We start from the raw sequence: 16,040 nt of genomic DNA, 5'->3' as shown, positions 1-16,040 counted from the left end.
CATTCATTAAGCATCCATTTCCTTTTTCTTATAAACGACAACTGTTAAGAGACTTGCTACTACAATCCAGGCTAGAATGATGGCAAAATTGCTCCATAAGTCGGCAAACATAGCTCCTGCTTCTACTTCTGTTGCTAGTTCGACCAGTTGAACGTTTGGCAAATATTCAATAAAGGTAAGAATTGGATACTCCTCAATTAGCGTAAGAAATAAAGAGCCAAAAGAAAATATAAACATAACAGGTAATGTCACGACAGATGCTTCCACAACAGATTTTGTCAGGAGCCCCATTAAGGTTCCTAACGCTATATAGAAGAAGCAAGAGATTAGAATTGCTCCCCCGACTATCAAGTAATTGGCTGGTTCATACCCTGTTAAATAGGCACAAACTATAACTGTTAACACTGTTATAACAAATGTAACCAGACTTTTCCCGCCCAGAATCTCTGGTAATGTAGCTGGTGAGAGCATTAATCCACGCAACGTGTTTTTTTCCTTTTCCTCTGCAATGATGGCACTCTGAACAAAAACCCCTACTGCCGCAAAACTCAAGTTAATAATTAAATAGTGCATATCAATCGTTACTTCGTCCATTCTACCGTAGAAAAGTGCCAGCAATAGCGGCATAAGCATCGTGGTTGTAATAAACATATTTTTGGTTAAGTCCCTTACATCCTTTTGAAAAATGGCATACATTCGCTTTATTGAAAACGTCATACTAATTCCCTCCCTGTAACTTCCACAAAAATATCTCCTAATGTTGGTTCATTTGAATGAATGGAAACGACCTTTCCGGATGCCAACCGTTCATAAATTTCTTTTGCTCCCTCTTGTCCGCCGGGAAGCGTGATGTTACTTCCATCTTGTAATTCTAGTAAAACGGTGTTTTCCGCGAATTGTCTGCGCAGTGCTTTTGGTTCATCTAGAAGCTGTATCCTACCTTTGTTAAGAAAGGCAACGCGATCACAAAGGCTCTCTGCCTCACTCATGTCATGGGTTGTCAGAAAAATGGTCGTCCCTTTTCGGTTTAATTCGCGAAGTCCTTGATGAATATGCTTAGAGTTAGCCGGATCCAACGCAGAGGTTGGTTCATCCAGAAATAACAGCTCAGGCTCATGAAGCAAAGCTCTAGCTAATGTCACACGCTGAATCATTCCTTTTGATAGTTTAGCAACATTCTTTTTTCTTTCTTCTGACAGACTGACCATCTCAAGCACTTCTGAGATGCGAGTGGACGGAACATCATATAGCTGACAGTAAAGCTTTAAATTATCTTCAATGGAGAGTCGTTGGTACAGTCCACTGTTATCTGTAATGACACCAAACCTTTTACGATCTTGGGGCTTATTTAAGGTGGCTGCTGGCTTCCCAAAAACAGATGCCTCCCCTGAGGTGTGCGAAAGTTGCCCTGTTAAAATTTTTATTGTGGTGGTTTTTCCTGAACCGCTTGGTCCAAGAAAACCAAATGTTTCTCCTTTTTTGACTGAAAAATGGACATCCTCTAAAGCTGTTTGATTGCCAAATATCTTCGCAAGAGATGTCACTTCGATAATGTTTTCCATTTGTTTTCCTCCCAGATGGTGATGTTTTCTATAAGTCAACTATAGAAGGAAAACCGCATGAAATCAGCACTTTCACCGTGAAAAGAGCAAATAAGGGGGTGAATGGAGCTTATTTCAGTCCCAACATCTCCTTTAATTGGGCCATTTTTGTTTTAGAAAGCGGAATGGAGGATTTTGCTTTATCATCTAAAATGAGACTGTAGCTATTTCTCGTCCATGTGATCACTTCACGTACCTTTTGTAGATTGACAATGTAAGAACGGTGGCAACGGAAAAAACCAACATGTTGTAGCCGGCTTTCTAGCTCATTTAATGTGAACAGGCTAGGAAATGATTCACCTTTAATATAAATATTGGATTGCCCATCATTGCTTTCTACATAGTCAATCTCTTGTGGATCGAATAACACAATTTTTTCATTTACTTTGGTCGGAATTTTATTAAATTGAAATGGCTTAATATCGTCGCCATCTTTTTCTTCTGTAAGTACTTCTTCTTTTTTGCTTTCTTCTTCCGCAACTTGCACAACATGGAGACCATTATCGTCCAATCGAAACACCTGGTCAGCTACGGTCAACGCACTTTCCAGATTACCTGTCAGAATTAAACTGGCTTTTCGTTTTTTCTGCAGCTTCTTTACTAGGTTTACAAAACCCCTTCTCGTTTCCATGTCTACATTCAAATCTGGCTCTTCAAAAATAAACACATCTGGATTTCGTATGATCATTGTGCCAAAATGTACTCTTCTTTTTTCTGAATCTGTTAAACTTCGGATCCTGGCCCTTCTTTTATCCTGAAGTTGGGTATCCAATAGAAGTTCTTCCATACGATAACCAGAGGTGTAAAGCTTGATAAAGAGGGAAAAATAATCCTCTACTTTTAATCTTTCATATAACCCTTCTTCATAAAAACAAATATTTATAGCAGACATATATGCCTTCTTGTCTTCTTCCAATGTTTTTCCGTGAACAGAAATTTTTCCTTTAGAAGGTACAGCCTTACCTCTTAGAAGATCAAGAAGCATTTTCCGTACATTTAACGTCGAGTATATGGCAACAATCTCTCCCTGAGCTAAGGTAAGGTCAAAATTTGGAAAAAGTATATTGTCCTTTGTCTGTTTTTCTAAATCGCTGAATATCAACCCTTCTGTCATCTCCATCACTTCCTGATCCAAAAATTATTAACCTCTTGTTTAATAGTACTAAATTACGGAAATATTCTCTATAACTTATACTAAAGGATGTGGCGGAATGAAAGCTGTAACATTTCAAGGCAAAGAAGCAATGGTAGGAAAACAAGTGGATGATCCAACGATTCAAGAAAATAGCGATGTGATTGTACGCATCACAGCAAGCGGCATATGTGGATCAGACCTTCATCTGTATCATGGAGGAATAGAGCCGGAAACCGACTATGTGGTTGGGCATGAGCCAATGGGGATTGTAGAAGAAGTTGGTTCAGAAGTGAAAAGCTTGAAAAAAGGGGATCGAGTGGTCATTCCTTTTAATATAGGGTGTGGTGAATGTTTCTTCTGTAAAAACCAAATGGAAAGCCAATGTGATGAATCCAACCCACATGGTGAAGTTGGTGGGCTATTTGGTTTCACCGAACAAAATGGTGGCTATCCAGGAGGACAGGCAGAATACCTCCGTGTGCCATACGCTGACTTTACCTCTTTTAAAGTGCCAGAGTCGAGCGAATTGAGTGATGAACAGGTGTTATTATTATCCGACGTCATTCCAACCGCATATTGGAGTGTGGAAAATGGCGGGGTACAAGAAGGCGATACTGTTATCATTCTAGGTTCAGGCCCAGTTGGGTTGATGGCTCAAAAGTTTGCATGGTTAAAGGGAGCAAAACGCGTAATATCCGTTGACCAGATGGATTACCGACTTGACCATGCTGCTCAAACCAATAATGTAGAAACATTTAACTTTAAGGAGCATGAAAAAGTTGGTGAACTGCTTCATGAAGAAACAAAAGGTGGAGCAGATGTAGTGATTGATTGCGTCGGGATGGACGGAACCGTGCCACCAAAAACAGAATTTGGTTCGGAAATGGATAACCAATTTGGAACAATCAGTCCGATCATAACAGCATCAAAAGCTGTACGAAAGTTTGGTACTGTCCAATTGACGGGTGTATATGGATCAGATGCCAATAGTTTCCCATTAGGTGATTTCTTTACCCGAAACGTCGCCCTGACGATGGGGCAGGCTCCGATCATCCATATGATGCCAAAGCTTTATGATATGGTGGAGCAGAAAAAAGTTGATCCTACCGACCTTATTACACACAGAATGTCCTTAGATGAGGCGGATAAAGCATATGACATGTTTGACAAGAAAGAAGATGGAAGTATTAAAGTGATTTTCAAACCATAATACCCATGACAAATGCTAAATAGTTTGTTAGTCTATAAGTATCGGCATTGTTGCTGATCAATAATTTCATACGAAGAAGACTACTAGGGGGGCCCGATTATGGCGGGCTGAGAGGTTAGCACATGAGCTACCGACTCTTATGAACCTGATCTGGTTAATACCAGCGGAGGGAAGTAGTGGACGTACAAGTTACGTCTATCCTATTTCAAATTACCGAAGCCAGGTCCCCTTGTGACCTGGCTTTTTATTATTGCCATCAGGTTAGTCTAAAGAAAGGAGGTTATCGTGAAAAAGACACAAATGATTACCACCATGGCAGTGTTTGTTGCCATTGGAACTCTTGGCTCCCAACTACTTTGGTTTCCTGCTGGCATTGCCAAAGCCTACCCAGTTCAGCATGCAGTTAACGTCATTGCAGCAGTTATACTAGGCCCTGTGCCAGCAGTTGGGATTGCTTTTATGATCGGATTAGTGCGGAACTTACTTGGCCTTGGAACATTGCTAGCATTTCCAGGCGGAATGATAGGTGCTCTTCTTGCAGGCATTCTGTATCAAAAGCTTGGCAAAAAGCGTTGGGCAACCCTTGGAGAGATGATTGGAACAGGAGTTTTGGGTTCTCTGTGCGCTGTACCTATCTCAACTATTCTGCTAGGAAATCCTGTTGGAGCACTTTTCTTCATGCCATCCTTTCTCGTCAGCAGTGTTACAGGCGCCTTCATTGGTCTATTTATCGTTTCCCGTTTAAACGAACGTTCAATTACTAGAATACAAGGCACTTAGTCTTTTATTCACCTTCGAATCTATGGAATTAGAGAAAAGGTTTAACGTCCAGTAAATGGTTATCTACATTAAAAGGAGGCATTAACTATGAACTTTTCAGAACAGTTAAGACAAGAAAACAATGATCTATTTCAGATGATTTTCGCGCATCCATTTGTACAAGGTGTCGGAAAAGGTGACATCTCAAAGGAAGCGCTCGCCCATTATATTAAAGCGGATTATGAATACTTGAATGCGTTTATGCAAATTTATGGAATTGCCCTTTCAAAATCACAAGATCGGGAAGATATCGCTTATTTCTTCGATCAGATTAAATTTGTACTTCACGATGAAATTCATCCACATCGAAATTTCTGTGAGCATATTGGCGTAGAATATGAAGCATTACAAGGGCATTCACTTCCGCCTACTGCCGACCATTATATTAAACATATGATGTACCATGCTCAAATGGGTTCGTCTGGTGAGATTATCGGGGCTTTACTTCCCTGCCCATGGACATATCTAGAAATTGGCAAGAAATTAGTAGAACAATATCAACCTGATGAAAGTCATCCCTTTTACGATTGGATAACCTTTTATACTGGAGAAGAAATCGAGCACACAACGAATGAATTACGCACTCGTCTAGATCGATTTGCTAACCAAAGTTCACTTGAAGAACAGGAAAAAATGAAAGAAGCCTTCCGCATAAGTTGCCAGTTGGAGTTGAAATTTTGGGAGATGGCTTACACGTGCGAAGAATGGCCATCAGCTAAAAAGGGGAATCGCTAATGAAACAAATACCTTGTGCGCTAACGATCGCTGGAACAGATCCAAGCGGGGGTGCTGGCATTCAAGCTGATTTAAAAACCTTTCAGGAATTACAAACCTACGGGATGTCTGTTGTGACATCAGTCGTAGCCCAAAACACAACAGGTGTGCAGGATGTGCATCACCTTCCAGTTGAATTTATTGAGCAACAACTCGAATCTGTGCTTTCCGATATGCCGGTGCATGCCCTCAAAACGGGAATGATTGCAAATGAGCCCATGATGGAAGTTATTGCGAGGTATATAACTAAAACCAAGAAGGAAGTTGCTTATGTCATGGACCCTGTAATGGTAGCAACAAGTGGCGATCCTCTCATTGTTGAAGAAGCACGCCATTTTCTAAAAAAGGAGCTGCTTCCACTGACAACCATTGTTACCCCCAACCTTCCAGAAACGGAATTTATTACGGGAAGACAAATAGAGTCAACAGAAGATATGAAGGAAGCTGCTGCTTATATAGTTGATGAACTGGGAGCTGGCGCAGCACTTATTAAGGGCGGACATCTTCAGGGAAGAGCAGTAGATTTCCTTTATGATGGCCATCGCATATATACGTTTTCGGAGGAACGCATTAACACAAAGAATACACATGGCACAGGGTGCACCTATTCTGCAGCAATAACCGCTAACTTAAGTAAAGGTTTATCGCTTTATGAAGCTGTTTTGCATGCGAAGAAATTTGTTACGGAAGCAATACGCTATTCCTTTCCAATTGGGGCTGGAAATGGTCCGACGAACCATTGGGCGACAAGGATAAAGTGAACCTTCAATCAGTGGGAGGTTTATCTTCCCCACTGATTGTTAGTTGAACGAATCGGGGTGTTAGCGTCCGTTTACTCCCTCTTAAATATCACTGTTTGAAGTGGGAGTCTTACGGACTGTTGCACCGGGATAAAGGAGGAAAGATAAGCAATGAATGCTGATCTAATCAAAGACGTAAGGAGAAACAATCCACTTATCCATCATTTAACAAACCAAGTCGTGATGAATTTCACAGCAAATGGACTGCTGGCATTCGGCGGAGCTCCCGTGATGGCTAAAGCGGAGAAAGAAGCCGCCGAAATGGCCTCAGCAGCTGATGGGGTATTAATCAATATTGGAACATTGACGCCTGAGGAACTGCCCGCCATGATAAGAGCGGGAATTTCTGCAAATAGAAAAGGAATACCTGTTGTACTCGACCCAGTTGGTGTGGCTGCAACTGATTTTCGTAAGGATGCGGTAAAGCAACTTACAGATGAAATCCAATTCACTGCTATTAAAGGCAATGCAGGAGAACTGGCTCATCTTGTAAGTACCCCCTGGGAAGCGAGAGGAGTGGATTCTGTGGGAGATGGTGATGCAAATGAAGTTGTCCAAAGTGTAGCAGAAACCTTTCAAACTTCAGCTATTATCACTGGAAAAACAGATTTCATCTATACAGATGGCAATCTATACACAAATGATTCTGGTCATCCTTTACTAGGAAAAATAACTGGAGCAGGTTGCTTGCTTGGTTCTATTATTACGGCTTGTTTATCTTCGGGGGACGCTGCGAAAGATAGTCTGCTAACCGCCGTTTCCTTTTATGGGCATGCCGCTGAGTTTGCAGCACAACAGCATAATGTGACGGGTCCTGGTAGCTTCTCACCTATGTTTATTGATGCATTATCCCTTGACCCAGCGCAATTGCAAGAAAGGAAGGTTTAAATGGAGGCACACCTACTTCGCAAATATTTCATAATGGGCAGCCAAGATTGCGATAGAAACCCGGTGGATATCTTAACAGAAGCAGCTCAAGCAGGGATTACGGCCTTTCAATTTCGTGAAAAAGGCCCTGACTCTCTAATGGGTTTAAAAAAGGTAATGCTAGGAAGGCAGCTAAGAAAGATTTGTTACCAGAACTCCATCCCTTTTATTGTTAACGATGATTTAGAGCTTGCAGAGGTCTTAGATGCAGATGGAATCCATGTCGGCCAAGACGACGTCAACGCAGAAGAGGTGCGGGCTCGATTTCCTGATAAAATGATCGGATTATCCATATCAACGCTAACAGAGCTTGAACAGAGCCCTTTATCTGTAATTGATTACCTCGGAGTAGGTCCTATTTTTCCAACTGGGACAAAAAAGGATGCCAAAACTCCTGTTGGCACGAAATGGATATCTCAAGTTCGAAAACAGCTATCACATTTACCGCTCGTTGGGATTGGGGGCATTACCACCACATCAGCTAGAGATGTTATGGAAGCTGGAGCAGATGGTGTGGCTATCATATCTGCCATCACCAAGGCATCAGACATACAAAAAGCCGTAAATCAGTTATAAACCTCAAAAGCGCAAGCGTCCGTTTAGATTTCCCAGACAACTAGGAAGAAGGGAGCATCGTTGTGCCCCCTTCTTCCTGTTTTCACTTCCTTTTATCTGCATATATCGCCATTGCATCACGCATAAATACTGCAAGGCCATCCCCAAATTGATCAATGTTTTTTGTGAACCGCTGATCGTCTACATACATCTGGCCAAGTCCTTTAAATGCTTCAAAAGAATAAGTCCCCATTACATTCAAGAAGTTGAACCACTCTCCAATTTTATCTTGTGCAACGTCCGAACCTGGCTCTAGTTGACGAATCGCTGCCAACTCTTTGTATATGGCATTGAATTTCTTCTCGAAGTCCTCTTTTTCACCATCAGACATGTTGATTAGCTTTTCATTTGATTCATCTACTGCTTTATCCCCCCACCGTTTACGGGCTTCTTCCTCATAGGGGTTCTTGCTAAAATCAAATCCTTCAAACTTCTCTTTTGCGCTCATTGTTCGCTCTCCTTTCGAATACTGAATCGTTTTGTCGATTGTTCTCATCATTTTGTCAATCCTATTTCTTTTTTCCAGTAGCATTTTTCGGTGTAAAGCTAGCGCCTCTTTTTGATCAAAGGTTGGATCAGTGATAATCTCCTTGACCTTCTTCAAAGGAAAGTCCAGTTCTCTAAAAAATAAAATCTGCTGCAGTTTTTCAAGATCTTTTTCGGAATAAATTCGGTAGCCGGCATCTGTTATTTCTTCAGGCTTTAGTAGCCCAATCGCATCATAATGATGCAGTGTGCGCACACTGATTCCTACTAAATTAGCCACTTCCTTTACTTTCAACGATAAATCCCTCCTTCAATAACTACAATAAAGTATAACGTAACGTTAGAGTCAAGAAGAAAAAAGCCCATTTAAAAATATACGGATAACGACAATAGACCAAAACACAGGATCAGGGCATTCGCCCAATTTTCATAAAGCAATCCCAAAATAGACGATTAACCATATATTATATCGAGTACATTTGAGGAGGTAATATATTGACTTATTATAATCAACCACCATACGAAGACGATGAGGAAAGACAATTAAATTTCCCAGGACAGATTATCGGGGGATTATTCGGCCCCGGAGGAGGTTTTCCGGGACAGCCAGGGCAGGGAGGTTTTCCTGGGTTTCCGGGTCAAGGTTTCCCAGGTAGTGGAGGCGGATTTCCAGGCCAAGGTGGATTCCCTGGTTCAGGAGGAGGCTTCCCGGGACAGCCCGGACCAGGACCAGGGCAGTCTGGAGGCGCACCAACTACCCCTCCACCGTCCTTTCAACCAGTTCAGCCACAAGCGCAATTGTTTGCAGTTGATCCTGGCGCAATCCGAAGCTGCCTGTTTCGCTTCACTTTTATCTGGACGCGTTGGCAGTCATTCTGGTTTTTCCCTACATTTGTAGGTAGAAATTCTATTTCTGGGTTTAGATGGACTGGAAATAGATGGGTCTTTTTCGGCACCGACCTAGACAATGTGCAATCCTTTCAATGTTATTAGGTAGAACTTTATTTATCCAGGGCTCATGCACACCCTCCTCCCTCACTTTTTCATAGGATAAGATGAAGGGAGGAATCCAACGTGTATCAATTAGCTTTACTCTATTTAGCTTGTGTTCTCGCTGGCTTCGGACTCGCTAACTTGCCATCTTCCGCCATTGTTACTGCTGAAATCGCAAACATCTTTGACCTTGTTGGTGGCATTGCCATAATAGTGTTTGGTGTAGCCATACTTTACTTGGGCTTTAAATCCCTATTCAACAAAAGATAGCACAAAAACAAAGACACCATCCAGTCTACTGGAGGTGTCTTTGCTCTTTATCAATCTTAATGCTTATTCATTTTCTTGCTCATTTCTCTTTGCCAGATCAACCCTTGTTCGATGGCCATTTTTCTAGCAATTTTCGGAGCATTCCACAACGGCGGAAGCAAGAGTAATGATACAGGTACTGCGGTTATTACAATTGAATTTTGGATAGAAGAAATACTGTCCTCACCAATGGAAAGAATAACAGCTGTTGTTAAACCAAAAATGATCGCCCAAAATACGCGTAACCATCTTCTAGGACTGTCATTTCCCGTAAGTGTTGCAGCCACAGTATAAGACATGGTATCCACTGTTGTTGCAACAAAGACAACAGATACAATAAGAAATCCTAGTCCTATCCATGTACCCAGCGGAAGCTGATCAGATATTGCCATAACAGCAGCAGGCATACCACCTTCACTCAGAGCTCCAGAAACAGATCCCGGATTTTCGGTTTCAAAGAATAGCCCTGTTCCACCAACTACTGAAAACCAGAAATTATTTACTAATGGTGCAACAATGGATACAGCAATAATAAGTTCCCTAATCGTTCTACCACGAGAAATACGACTAATAAAGACAATTAACATTGGCGCATAACCGATAAACCATCCCCAGAAAAAGATCGTCCAGGCACCCAACCAAGCGCTATCGCCTCTAAACATACTCATGGTAAAGAAATTCTGGATATGATGGCCTGTTCCACCGACAAAACCATCTAAAATAAACATAGTCGGTCCAATAATTAAAACAACAATTGCTAAAAATATTGTAAGGCCAACATTATAACGACTAAGTGTTAAGATCCCTCTATCTACACCAGTGGCCGCAGAAATAGCTGCAATTACTGCCAATCCTAAGACAACGGTAATACTTAAGGTCAATGTATTGGGCACATCAAATAAATGGTGTAATCCATAAGAGATTTGCAACCCAAGAAATCCTAAAGGTCCAAGTGTCCCTGCAACCGTTGCGATAATGGAAAAGATGTCTGCAGAGGATCCAAGAATACTTTTATGATAAATTTTCTCTCCGAAGATAGGGAAGAGCAACCCTCTGGGGCGCAGTGGAAATCCTCTATTATAATGAACATACATCATTACAATCGTTGCGAGTGTACCTAGAATAGCCCAGGCAGTAAATCCCCAATGCAAAAAAGATTGTGCTAACGCGGCATTAATATTATTAAACTCTCCTCCACCAAATAAAGGCGGTGTGGTCATATAGTGATACATTGGTTCAGAAGCAGCCCAGAAGACTCCTCCGCTTGCCAATAAGGTTACTAAAATCATTGCAACCCAACGAAAATAACTATACTTTGGCTTATCTTGCTTGCCCAATTTTACTTTTCCATACTTTGATATGGCTAGTCCAATCCCGATAAAGAAGTTCCCTAACAGTAACAACTGCCAATAAGCTCCGAAGAACGTTGCAGAGTAACTAAATAAGTTGTTGATTGCACTACCAACCATGTCACTGTTAATTAATGAAAGTACGATAAATGCAGTTAGAAAACCACCACTAATTATGAACACTGGCCAGTCTAACTTTTTTGATTTACGTTTCACGCTTTTCCTCCTAATTTTTTAGGAGCAAGTGTCTAAAATTGGTTGTTAGCTTTGTCATTTAAGACCGTTGGATGGAAGTTGATTATTGTTATTATAGTAAATAACCCTTGACGAAGTTCCACCAGCTTGCCCTTTTTTATAACACAGGTCAATATTATAGTCTAAATTAGCTAATTGGTCAAAAAATTACTATAATTTATACATGTGTTTTTACCTATTTTTTGCACCATTTATAAAATATATGCCGGGCAATACATCATTATTATTTCCTGAAACATCGTCAACTATTTCTATTGCTATTCTTTTATAATTTCATCAACTGTTTCTTCAACCTCACTACGTGACATTTTTTCTTTTCCATTCTGCATCGCACTAAGCGTTCTTTTTGCTAAAGCTAACGGAATTTTACAGAAGTGTAAAATATGTCGTGTGTGAATTGACTTTATGTAGGTATCTGCCTTATCAAGGTTTTCACTGGCATATGCAAACAAATCATCTCGGTCCCATCCATCAGGGATAAACGTGACACCACGTTCGGCATCTTCTTCTTGATTGCGTAGCATATTAACAGCTTGGAGACCTCTTCCATAGCCGATTGCCAATTCTCTATCTGTAATCGTTCCATCATACCATTCCCATATATCTGATAACATGACACCAACAAGACCTGCAACATAATATGTATAATTATCCAAGTCCTCTTCCGTATTCACTACCCAATCGCGTGCTGCCCAGTCTGCCATTCCTTTTGCCATAATACCCGTAGATTCTAAAACTTTATCAACAATTCCTCTTGGGCACACTTCAATCCATTCGCCCAATCTTAATGTCACCTCTGGCAGAAAATCCTCATAGGGGGCCAGCAGCTCGTTATAGGCCTGTTGATCAAATTTATTTAGTAGAAGGATACTGATAGCGTTCAGCAATGCTTGTTTACTACTATTATCTAGTGCTTCATGATCTTCTATTTCATCAATGGCCCGCATGCACAAATAAGCAGAACCCACCGTCATTTTAAGTGGTTGCTTTAGAAGTGTAATCGGTATGTAGAATGTTCTACTTGTTTGTTTAAGGACACGCATGGCGTCTTTCTCTAAGCCTGTTTTTTTAATCAATGGTTACTTCCTCCCTTTACTTCCTTGAGGTACCTTAAGTATACCAACCCTCACATGCTTATGCCACTTTCCACAATGGTAAACGTAAATTAAAGTAAATTGTAATGGGTTCTTTATCCTAGAGTTGATTGATGCCCACAGCATGACTTCCAAATTTTCACACACATATTTTTCCCTATTTCTAGAAAGCTATAAAAAAGCAGGAGCCTTTTGTAACTGGCTTATTATGTTTGAACAATTCTTTTGCCAGTAAGCATTAGTTAGCAATATTGCCATTTGAGATGGAGGGAATCACAACATGGATTCACGTGAAGAGGAAATCGTAAATTATTTTGATCAGTCAATTTTAGAATTTAAAGAAGGAACCAGTCGCTTTGAGGCAAAACTTCCTAAAATGACTAAGGGGTACTTCGAATTTACAGAAGCATGCTTTGATAAAGGAGCTATTGCAAAGAAAGAAAAGCAGCTAATAGCGCTTGGCATTAGTATTTATGCCCAAGATGAATATTGCATTATGTACCATACAAAAGGATGCGTGGAAAATGGCGCCTCAGAAGAAGAATTTATGGAAGCCATTGCCGTTAGTGCGGCAGTAGGTGGCGGCGCTGCATTTTCTCAAGGCGTGACCCTAGCAATGGACACCTTTGACTACTTTACCCAGAAGTAAAGAAAAGCGTAGCGTGCCCGTTTAGAAATGTAGCGAATGCGCCTGGCCATGCCAGGTGGCTCCATGTAGCCACGCAAAGTGGCGGTTTTAATGGAGCATTCCTCTTAGGAGACAAAGGAATCATGCCCCTGCAACAGGGGTATGTCGACGTTGGCCGGCAAGGCTGATTTTAGTCGACCTACTTTAATTAGTACCGATGATGACTTGCACCCTCCGGGTATAAGGGCGACTAGGCCTCTGGTTAACACCAATCGGCAAGTCTTCTTTATCGTAGGGCGATTTGCGAAGTCACCTAGTTTCTGGGCACGCGGAGCTAGACAAAAGAAAAGCATAGCGTTCCAGTATGAAAAAAGCTGTCAAAAGGGGAAAATCTTTTGACAGCTCTACATATTTTTGGCATATGATTTCGTTGCATCATACACACAGTATTGGTTTTTTCCTTTTTCTTTTGAAGCATACAGGGCAATATCCGCCTTTTTATACAATGTTTCAATATCAATCCCATCCTGCGGCGTCACGCTAATCCCAATACTTGCTGTCAGAGAAATACCGCTTTCTTCTGTGACAGACTGAAATAGGTTAGAAACTGATTGGAGTAGTCTTTCAGCAACATTGCTTGCATCCTCCACATTTGTATTAGGCAATACGATAATAAATTCATCCCCACCCATACGGATCGCTGTGTCATCCTGACGACAGTTATTGCGAATACAGGACGCTAGCTTAATCAGCAATTCATCGCCTTTGTCATGGCCCAATATGTCATTTACATTTTTAAAATGATCTAAATCAATCATTAGAATTGCCGTTTCTTGTCGATCCTTTATTCTCTTTTCCAAAATTTCTTCAAATGCTGTACGGTTTTTCAATCCTGTCAATTGATCGTGAAACGCCATATACATTGGCCTTGCCACCCATTTTGAAATGAGCAGAGCAAGAATAATGGTCACTACAAATACGATTGCCAGTTGCCAAATAAAAATCGTTCGGTTTCTTTCTAAAATTGAACCTAGTCCGTCATGGTTATAACTAATTTCCACTACCCGATTGGTAGAAATACCTTGCGTATTATCAGCAGAATAGTAGTTAAACCGATATAGAGCGGGATTTCCACCCCATTCCCCCTCTACTTCAGTTGTACTTTCCGAACGAATAGCCTGATTAAATGCCTCCTGTCTATCCCCGTTGAGCAGGTTTTCGTCTGTGGGCGCCCCAAGCTTATACCCATCTATATTTAATACATTTATCTCATTAATTGCCTCATACTGATTCTCCAAATCCTGTATTACTTCAAGAAAATTAAACTCATTAAAAATACGTTTGTCAGCTAACGAATAACCCAATTCAATGATGTACTTATCGTCCGGAGTCGGCATATAGCTAAACTTTTTTAAGTCCCCAGTCTTCTGTTGCACATCCAATTCGTCCACAGCAAATTCACCAGCCTGCCTTCTCTCGTCCAGTAGGCTTGAAAACTCACTACAGCACGCTGAAAAATCCAGCCCTTGATCTTCTGGAAAGCTTGTATGTATGATGACATTTTGATCATTGATAATATAGAGATCCATTCCTATTTCTTCTTTAATCGCAGCAAAATCCCAATTCTTGAAAGAAGGATTAGATTGATAGCGTTCTACCAATTCCTTGGTTCGTTCCTTCATTTCCTCTGTCGTATCCTCATCAAAAATGCTATACGCTTTATCTAGGTTACTCAAAGAGTCCATTACAATATCCTCTGTCTGTTGAATTTGCACCTGGTTATTGGTGATAGCCTCCCCCTTCAGCTTTATGTGATCAATAATGGCTATACTAAAGGAAATAATTAGAGCAAAGGTAATCATGGTAACAAATAGTTTCAATCGGAATCTCGCTTTCACGTCCCCACCTCTCTCATCATGATACTATGCTAATTATACTAAAAATTCAACTATCCATAGGAAATAGTACCCAATTAAAGATTATACTAATCTCTTTTTTGAGAAATAACAGCTATTAAGCTAATTAAACTCACCCCGCATCAATTAAATTTACAAGAAGAATTCTTTTTGTTTTGGGAGTGGAAGATCTTGGTATACCATGAAGATGAAAATGTACCTAGGAGTGATCACTATGCAGAACGCCATACGAAGGCTTACCATACAAGATTTCCGCCTTGTGGAAGAAATGGAAACAGGGATAGAAGACGATTATGTTCTTCGGATTTTTAATAGATTATTAGATGGTAATAATCGGCTATTTGGTTTATTCAACAAAGGTCAGTTAGTTAGTATTGCCGGATACTCGCTTTACGCCTCCCATTACGCTATGCTAGGGCGATTGCGAAGCGACCTTCGTTATAGAGGGAGAAATTTCTCTACATCCTTAATGCAGCACATGATAGAGGAAGTATTTAAAATGGAGAGGATACAATGGGTGGGAGCCAATACACAAGAAAACAACCTTGCAGCCAAAAAGGTTCTCCGAAAGGCTGGCCTTCATTCACATAAAATACTTTATAGTACAATCACACAGAGTCCTTCTAAGCTTGAGACAGGGGCGAAACCATGGAAAGAGGTACATACCCTAAAAAGAAAAAAAGACCTCATCTATAAGGGATACCTTGAAACCTATTCCATATTCCCCTATCAATGCTATTATTCCTTCCCAGCATCATGGGAACTGTTTACGGATGAGAACTTGCTTAGTTGGTCCTTCTATGAAAACGAGAAACAAAATCGTTTTCTCATCACCAAAGAAGACCAAAAGAAAAACCATTACCTTCATACTATCTATCCTTGGGATGATATTGATCAACAGGAAGGTTTATGGGAAACAATTACTGCAGATTATAAACAATTAACTCAAAGGACTGGTGAGAATACCTATGTATGGATGGATTTAACCCCATCAGAAGTAGAAAAACTGCCAGACTACCATCCATTTGAGCTACCTTCCCCGTGGATATTATTTGGCATAAGTCGCAAATCGTGGCAACAGACATAAAAAGTGAGGTAAACAGCTAATTTTTCAGCCTAGTAAAACTAG

The 16,040-nt window shown here is 40.7% G+C and carries 17 protein-coding genes and 1 riboswitch; of the genes, 10 read left to right on the top strand and 7 right to left on the bottom strand.

Going from position 1 to position 16,040, the window contains the following annotated elements:
- Positions 1-6: 6 nt before the first annotated feature.
- The 3 genes from ACTWPF_RS17600 to ACTWPF_RS17590 form a co-directional block, all read right to left on the bottom strand.
- A complete protein-coding gene (locus ACTWPF_RS17600) occupies positions 7-717 on the bottom strand; it encodes an ABC transporter permease (protein ID WP_161464022.1) in 711 nt (236 codons plus the stop codon).
- A complete protein-coding gene (locus ACTWPF_RS17595) occupies positions 714-1,562 on the bottom strand; it encodes an ABC transporter ATP-binding protein (protein ID WP_106895584.1) in 849 nt (282 codons plus the stop codon). Before ACTWPF_RS17595 ends, ACTWPF_RS17600 begins: the two co-directional genes overlap by 4 nt.
- 109 nt (positions 1,563-1,671) lie before the next feature.
- Positions 1,672-2,736: a LytTR family transcriptional regulator DNA-binding domain-containing protein gene (locus tag ACTWPF_RS17590; RefSeq protein WP_443149973.1), complete on the bottom strand. Its 1,065-nt coding sequence runs from the start codon at positions 2,734-2,736 to the stop codon at positions 1,672-1,674.
- Positions 2,737-2,812: 76 nt separating this feature from the next.
- On the opposite strand from ACTWPF_RS17590, the gene ACTWPF_RS17585 reads away from it, so the two are divergent.
- From ACTWPF_RS17585 to thiE, 6 genes are all read left to right on the top strand, one after another.
- On the top strand, positions 2,813-3,946 hold the full coding sequence (locus ACTWPF_RS17585) for a zinc-dependent alcohol dehydrogenase (RefSeq protein ID WP_443149972.1): 1,134 nt from the start codon (positions 2,813-2,815) through the stop codon (positions 3,944-3,946).
- Positions 3,947-4,021: 75 nt separating this feature from the next.
- Positions 4,022-4,135: riboswitch (TPP riboswitch) on the top strand.
- Positions 4,136-4,231: 96 nt separating this feature from the next.
- Entirely contained in the window at positions 4,232-4,726 is a 495-nt protein-coding gene (gene thiW / locus ACTWPF_RS17580) for an energy coupling factor transporter S component ThiW (RefSeq protein ID WP_238019410.1), read from the top strand.
- Between the two features lie 87 nt (positions 4,727-4,813).
- Complete coding sequence (gene tenA / locus ACTWPF_RS17575) at positions 4,814-5,500, top strand: thiaminase II (RefSeq protein ID WP_443149971.1); 687 nt, start codon at positions 4,814-4,816, stop codon at positions 5,498-5,500.
- Positions 5,500-6,300, top strand: a complete 801-nt coding sequence (thiD, locus tag ACTWPF_RS17570; RefSeq protein WP_443149970.1) for a bifunctional hydroxymethylpyrimidine kinase/phosphomethylpyrimidine kinase — start codon at positions 5,500-5,502, stop codon at positions 6,298-6,300. The genes tenA and thiD overlap by 1 nt, the downstream gene beginning before the upstream one ends.
- A gap of 150 nt (positions 6,301-6,450) precedes the next feature.
- Positions 6,451-7,227 (top strand): hydroxyethylthiazole kinase, encoded by a 777-nt coding sequence (gene thiM, locus ACTWPF_RS17565; protein WP_443149969.1) that lies wholly within the window; start codon positions 6,451-6,453, stop codon positions 7,225-7,227.
- Positions 7,228-7,842, top strand: a complete 615-nt coding sequence (gene thiE / locus ACTWPF_RS17560; protein ID WP_106895578.1) for a thiamine phosphate synthase — start codon at positions 7,228-7,230, stop codon at positions 7,840-7,842.
- Positions 7,843-7,924: 82 nt separating this feature from the next.
- Here thiE and ACTWPF_RS17555 read toward each other — a convergent pair whose 3' ends face one another.
- On the bottom strand, positions 7,925-8,662 hold the full coding sequence (locus ACTWPF_RS17555; protein WP_161464522.1) for a MerR family transcriptional regulator: 738 nt from the start codon (positions 8,660-8,662) through the stop codon (positions 7,925-7,927).
- Between the two features lie 200 nt (positions 8,663-8,862).
- On the opposite strand from ACTWPF_RS17555, the gene ACTWPF_RS17550 reads away from it, so the two are divergent.
- Entirely contained in the window at positions 8,863-9,360 is a 498-nt protein-coding gene (locus ACTWPF_RS17550; protein WP_443149968.1) for a hypothetical protein, read from the top strand.
- Positions 9,361-9,441: 81 nt separating this feature from the next.
- Positions 9,442-9,630, top strand: a complete 189-nt coding sequence (locus ACTWPF_RS17545; protein WP_036577013.1) for a hypothetical protein — start codon at positions 9,442-9,444, stop codon at positions 9,628-9,630.
- A 56-nt stretch (positions 9,631-9,686) separates the two neighbouring features.
- On the opposite strand, the gene ACTWPF_RS17540 is transcribed toward ACTWPF_RS17545, so the two are convergent.
- Together ACTWPF_RS17540 and ACTWPF_RS17535 are read right to left on the bottom strand one after the other, a co-directional pair.
- Positions 9,687-11,234: a BCCT family transporter gene (locus tag ACTWPF_RS17540; protein ID WP_106895577.1), complete on the bottom strand. Its 1,548-nt coding sequence runs from the start codon at positions 11,232-11,234 to the stop codon at positions 9,687-9,689.
- Between the two features lie 296 nt (positions 11,235-11,530).
- On the bottom strand, positions 11,531-12,349 hold the full coding sequence (locus tag ACTWPF_RS17535) for a squalene/phytoene synthase family protein (protein ID WP_443149967.1): 819 nt from the start codon (positions 12,347-12,349) through the stop codon (positions 11,531-11,533).
- 298 nt (positions 12,350-12,647) lie between these two features.
- On the opposite strand from ACTWPF_RS17535, the gene ACTWPF_RS17530 reads away from it, so the two are divergent.
- On the top strand, positions 12,648-13,016 hold the full coding sequence (locus ACTWPF_RS17530; RefSeq protein WP_106895576.1) for a carboxymuconolactone decarboxylase family protein: 369 nt from the start codon (positions 12,648-12,650) through the stop codon (positions 13,014-13,016).
- Positions 13,017-13,399: 383 nt separating this feature from the next.
- Here the strand turns inward: ACTWPF_RS17530 and ACTWPF_RS17525 are convergent, their stop codons facing one another.
- Positions 13,400-14,893, bottom strand: a complete 1,494-nt coding sequence (locus ACTWPF_RS17525) for a GGDEF domain-containing protein (protein WP_443149966.1) — start codon at positions 14,891-14,893, stop codon at positions 13,400-13,402.
- A gap of 232 nt (positions 14,894-15,125) precedes the next feature.
- Between ACTWPF_RS17525 and ACTWPF_RS17520 the strand changes: the two genes are divergently transcribed.
- Complete coding sequence (locus tag ACTWPF_RS17520; protein ID WP_161463948.1) at positions 15,126-15,998, top strand: GNAT family N-acetyltransferase; 873 nt, start codon at positions 15,126-15,128, stop codon at positions 15,996-15,998.
- Positions 15,999-16,040: the final 42 nt, after the last annotated feature.

The organism is Oceanobacillus sp. M65, assembly GCF_052246275.1.
GTDB lineage: Bacteria > Bacillota > Bacilli > Bacillales > Amphibacillaceae > Oceanobacillus_B > Oceanobacillus_B jordanicus.
The sequence above is the reverse complement of the archived record's forward strand: the minus strand, read 5'-3'. Positions and strand labels throughout refer to the sequence as shown.

Excerpts from the sequence above, each read along its gene's own strand:
- ACTWPF_RS17600 (WP_161464022.1), bottom strand. The coding sequence starts at position 717 with ATGACGTTTTCAATAAAGCGAATGTATGCCATTTTTCAAAAGGATGTA.
- ACTWPF_RS17595 (WP_106895584.1), bottom strand. The coding sequence starts at position 1,562 with ATGGAAAACATTATCGAAGTGACATCTCTTGCGAAGATATTTGGCAAT.
- ACTWPF_RS17585 (WP_443149972.1), top strand. The coding sequence starts at position 2,813 with ATGAAAGCTGTAACATTTCAAGGCAAAGAAGCAATGGTAGGAAAACAA.
- tenA (WP_443149971.1), top strand. The coding sequence starts at position 4,814 with ATGAACTTTTCAGAACAGTTAAGACAAGAAAACAATGATCTATTTCAG.
- thiD (WP_443149970.1), top strand. The coding sequence starts at position 5,500 with ATGAAACAAATACCTTGTGCGCTAACGATCGCTGGAACAGATCCAAGC.
- thiM (WP_443149969.1), top strand. The coding sequence starts at position 6,451 with ATGAATGCTGATCTAATCAAAGACGTAAGGAGAAACAATCCACTTATC.
- thiE (WP_106895578.1), top strand. The coding sequence starts at position 7,228 with ATGGAGGCACACCTACTTCGCAAATATTTCATAATGGGCAGCCAAGAT.
- ACTWPF_RS17530 (WP_106895576.1), top strand. The coding sequence starts at position 12,648 with ATGGATTCACGTGAAGAGGAAATCGTAAATTATTTTGATCAGTCAATT.
- ACTWPF_RS17520 (WP_161463948.1), top strand. The coding sequence starts at position 15,126 with ATGCAGAACGCCATACGAAGGCTTACCATACAAGATTTCCGCCTTGTG.